Below are 2,784 nucleotides of genomic sequence, written 5' to 3'. Positions count from 1 at the left end.
AATAGCTCCTTTTAACATCCAAGCAATTTATAACTCAAAATTCCTTAAGAAACTGCCCCCTTTAATAAACAGAATAAATGCAGTTGCTCAATAATAAGACTATCTTCTCTCTGTTTCCATTACTTATGTAAATAAAAAAACGGACAGATCCATATTTCCGATCCGCCCGCAACTTAATGTATAACATCTAAAATAGATTCTAACGAATGTTAGCTCATTCTTTTGATATGGAAAGTTTTACTTATTCACCAGGATGCTTTCTGTCTTGAAATGAAGATTCCTGGGGACCCCTTTGGTCTTTTTTCGCAATGAAAAGACTGCCGGTAGCAGTACCACATAAAACTGGTGGTTCGCAAGCTGTTGCTGCTGTGTGCTCAATTCCTGTCATGTCTGCATCTGTTCTGTTGAGCATTGTCGCAACCTTCCATGCCTCAAACTTGCAAGTATAGGACTGATTTCCAACCTTTCCAATCCAGCCATGATATTCCATAAAGTCACCAACGTATACAGGCGCTGTGAATTGAATATCTTTGTAACCTAAGAACAAGCTGATATCACCATCGACATAAACCATAAGCTCTGTGCCTACATCACCCCATTGATTTACAATTCTTGCACCGTTAACCAAATCTCCTACATAATGTCCATCTTTTGCACTCATCATTAAATGATGAACTACCTTTTTACCTACCATAATTACATTCTCCTTTCATTCTACATTGTAGAATACAAGTTTATATATTAGAAAATTAAATTCTTTTCCATTATAAAGAATAGCGTTCTTAATGTCAATGCTATTCTTTATATTATTCTTGATAAAAAATCACTTGAAATAGCAGTCCACTTTTGTAGATAAATATGAATTTTTTCATTTTTATAATAAGCAATTTCCACAATACAAATCTTTTCTACCAGTAAATTTGTTTTTTTATTGAAATTCTTCTTTGGTTTTAGTGCTAAAAATCAAACTTGAGAACTTTTTCGTATTTTGCGCATGGTTTCTTTTCCCTATGGAATTTACCATTGTTTGATTGCAGCTTAATACTATAATTTTTCTCAAAACATAGGTATTGGATTGTTTACTTAATGGGTCCAACAATTTTCAATGTTGTGGTGGTTTGTAGGTTGAATTAATCTTGCTCCAAAGAAAATCATTAATTCTAATTATCAGAATATTTCCTATGAATTGAAATCCGTAACATACAAAAAGAAGCTTGCTTACATATAATGTAAGCAGGCTTCTTTTATTTTCCCCGTTTTAGATCCTCTATTTAGGTGAGCATTTCATTTACATCGAATTGGTATACCCATATAATTTACCATTATGATATTGTTAAATCAGAATCCATTTGTAAAATTCAAATTATTATTCTTAAGACTATTAATCGCAACATTAATTTTTTCTTTTGCTTCGCAACCTGAATCAGTATTGCTTTGAATGTAGCAAATCACCCTTGCCTTTTGCATATCATCTAAACTTTCATAACGGTCTTTGGCATCAGGTTCTTGTAAAAGCGCCATAGCAAAACCCTCAGGTATATCAGGAACGTTTGGGCTAGGATTATGACCCATTCCAATAAAGTTTTTATCATTCATACGTATTTCTCCTTTCACCTAACGACTATTTTGTTTTTGTGTCTATTGCATTATCATTTTATAAATAGAAATCACAGAACCTTTTGTACATTGCTTTTACTATCAAAAAATTAATTCGCCTGTTGCCAAGCCTTCTATTCTACAAGGTCTATGATTATTTTCAGCTTAAATAAACATAAACCCATTAATTCACGGAAATTGCTTCTGGCTAACCTAAATAACTCTTCTTATTTTTAAGCAAAAGTTCTCAAATTATACTTAATCTTTCTTTCATTATAAATAAATCAGTCTTTTTTATAATTGGAACTCATACGAAAAACGGCTAACCATGAAAGCCTCATTATTTTTTGAGAAGTTATTCTTTTAAAATACCACCATGATAGCAAATATATCGGTCAGAATTGTAGCTCAATATCTTTTCAAGGGATTTCTTCGCATCTCCAATGTTAAGGCTGTATTCAGGATTTGCAATAATTAACTGATTTCCCTCTAATACACCAGCATCACCAGTAATTAAAAATTCATTATTTAGGGATCGAATTGAAATGTGCCCAGGGGTATGTCCCGGAGTTTCAATAATTTCGCAACCACCTCCCCAATCAAACACATCTCCAGAATAAAGCTTTCCATCAATTTTTAAAGGTTGAAGGCTTCTAAACCTATCGCAAAACTGTTCTCCCCACGCCTTCTGATCTTCTGGTAGAAGCTTTTGCATTTCTTCTGCCTGCTGAAGTCGAAGATTTTTTGCTTTCCCCGAAAGATAGGGTTCCTCAATATGGGACGCAAAAATTTGTATTTTAGGATACTTTTCCTTCATTTCAGCAGCAGCACCAATATGGTCATCATCCTGATGGGTTAAAACTATTTTAGTGAGGATACTTGGTTCAACATCATGATAACGAAGCTGTTCTTCTAACTGATTTAATGAGCCTGGATATCCACAGTCCACTAAAACAATGTCGTCTGTTCCTAAAAGAACAACAGGAAACACAAGTTGCTCCATTTCATTAAATGTGTAGCTTAATTTTAATACAATATATTTTTCATTCATAATTATTCCCCTCATCATTTTTTATAGTTTTGATATAATAAGCCTTTACAACTAGGCCTCTTTCGAAAAATCTGTTTTTCTGTGTTTTATTCACCTCTGAAACCACTGAACTTATTTAGAAATAGATTGACAATCTG

Annotated in this window: 3 protein-coding genes; all 3 read right to left on the bottom strand. The window is 33.2% G+C overall.

Annotation, left to right across the window (positions count from 1 at the left end; translation table 11 throughout):
* Window positions 1–241: 241 nt before the first annotated feature.
* The 3 genes from RTK36_RS15840 to RTK36_RS15830 all read right to left on the bottom strand — a co-directional run bounded on the left by RTK36_RS15840 (window position 242) and on the right by RTK36_RS15830 (window position 2,647).
* The gene (locus tag RTK36_RS15840; RefSeq protein ID WP_312048194.1) at window positions 242–694 is read right to left on the bottom strand and encodes a hypothetical protein; all 453 of its coding nucleotides are present in this window, start codon (window positions 692–694) and stop codon (window positions 242–244) included.
* Window positions 695–1,338: 644 nt separating this feature from the next.
* Complete coding sequence (locus RTK36_RS15835; protein ID WP_312048193.1) at window positions 1,339–1,596, bottom strand: hypothetical protein; 258 nt, start codon at window positions 1,594–1,596, stop codon at window positions 1,339–1,341.
* A 355-nt stretch (window positions 1,597–1,951) separates the two neighbouring features.
* Entirely contained in the window at window positions 1,952–2,647 is a 696-nt protein-coding gene (locus RTK36_RS15830) for an MBL fold metallo-hydrolase (RefSeq protein ID WP_312048192.1), read from the bottom strand.
* Window positions 2,648–2,784: the final 137 nt, after the last annotated feature.

It is taken from the genome of Anaerotignum sp. (assembly GCF_031981185.1).
Taxonomy (GTDB): Bacteria; Bacillota; Clostridia; order Lachnospirales; family Anaerotignaceae; genus Chakrabartyella.
The sequence above is the reverse complement of the archived record's forward strand: the minus strand, read 5'-3'. Positions and strand labels throughout refer to the sequence as shown.

What these genes read in the sequence shown, in the direction of transcription:
- RTK36_RS15840 (WP_312048194.1), bottom strand. Translation starts at nt 694, where the DNA reads ATGGTAGGTAAAAAGGTAGTTCATCATTTAATGATGAGTGCAAAAGAT.
- RTK36_RS15835 (WP_312048193.1), bottom strand. Translation starts at nt 1,596, where the DNA reads ATGAATGATAAAAACTTTATTGGAATGGGTCATAATCCTAGCCCAAAC.
- RTK36_RS15830 (WP_312048192.1), bottom strand. Translation starts at nt 2,647, where the DNA reads ATGAATGAAAAATATATTGTATTAAAATTAAGCTACACATTTAATGAA.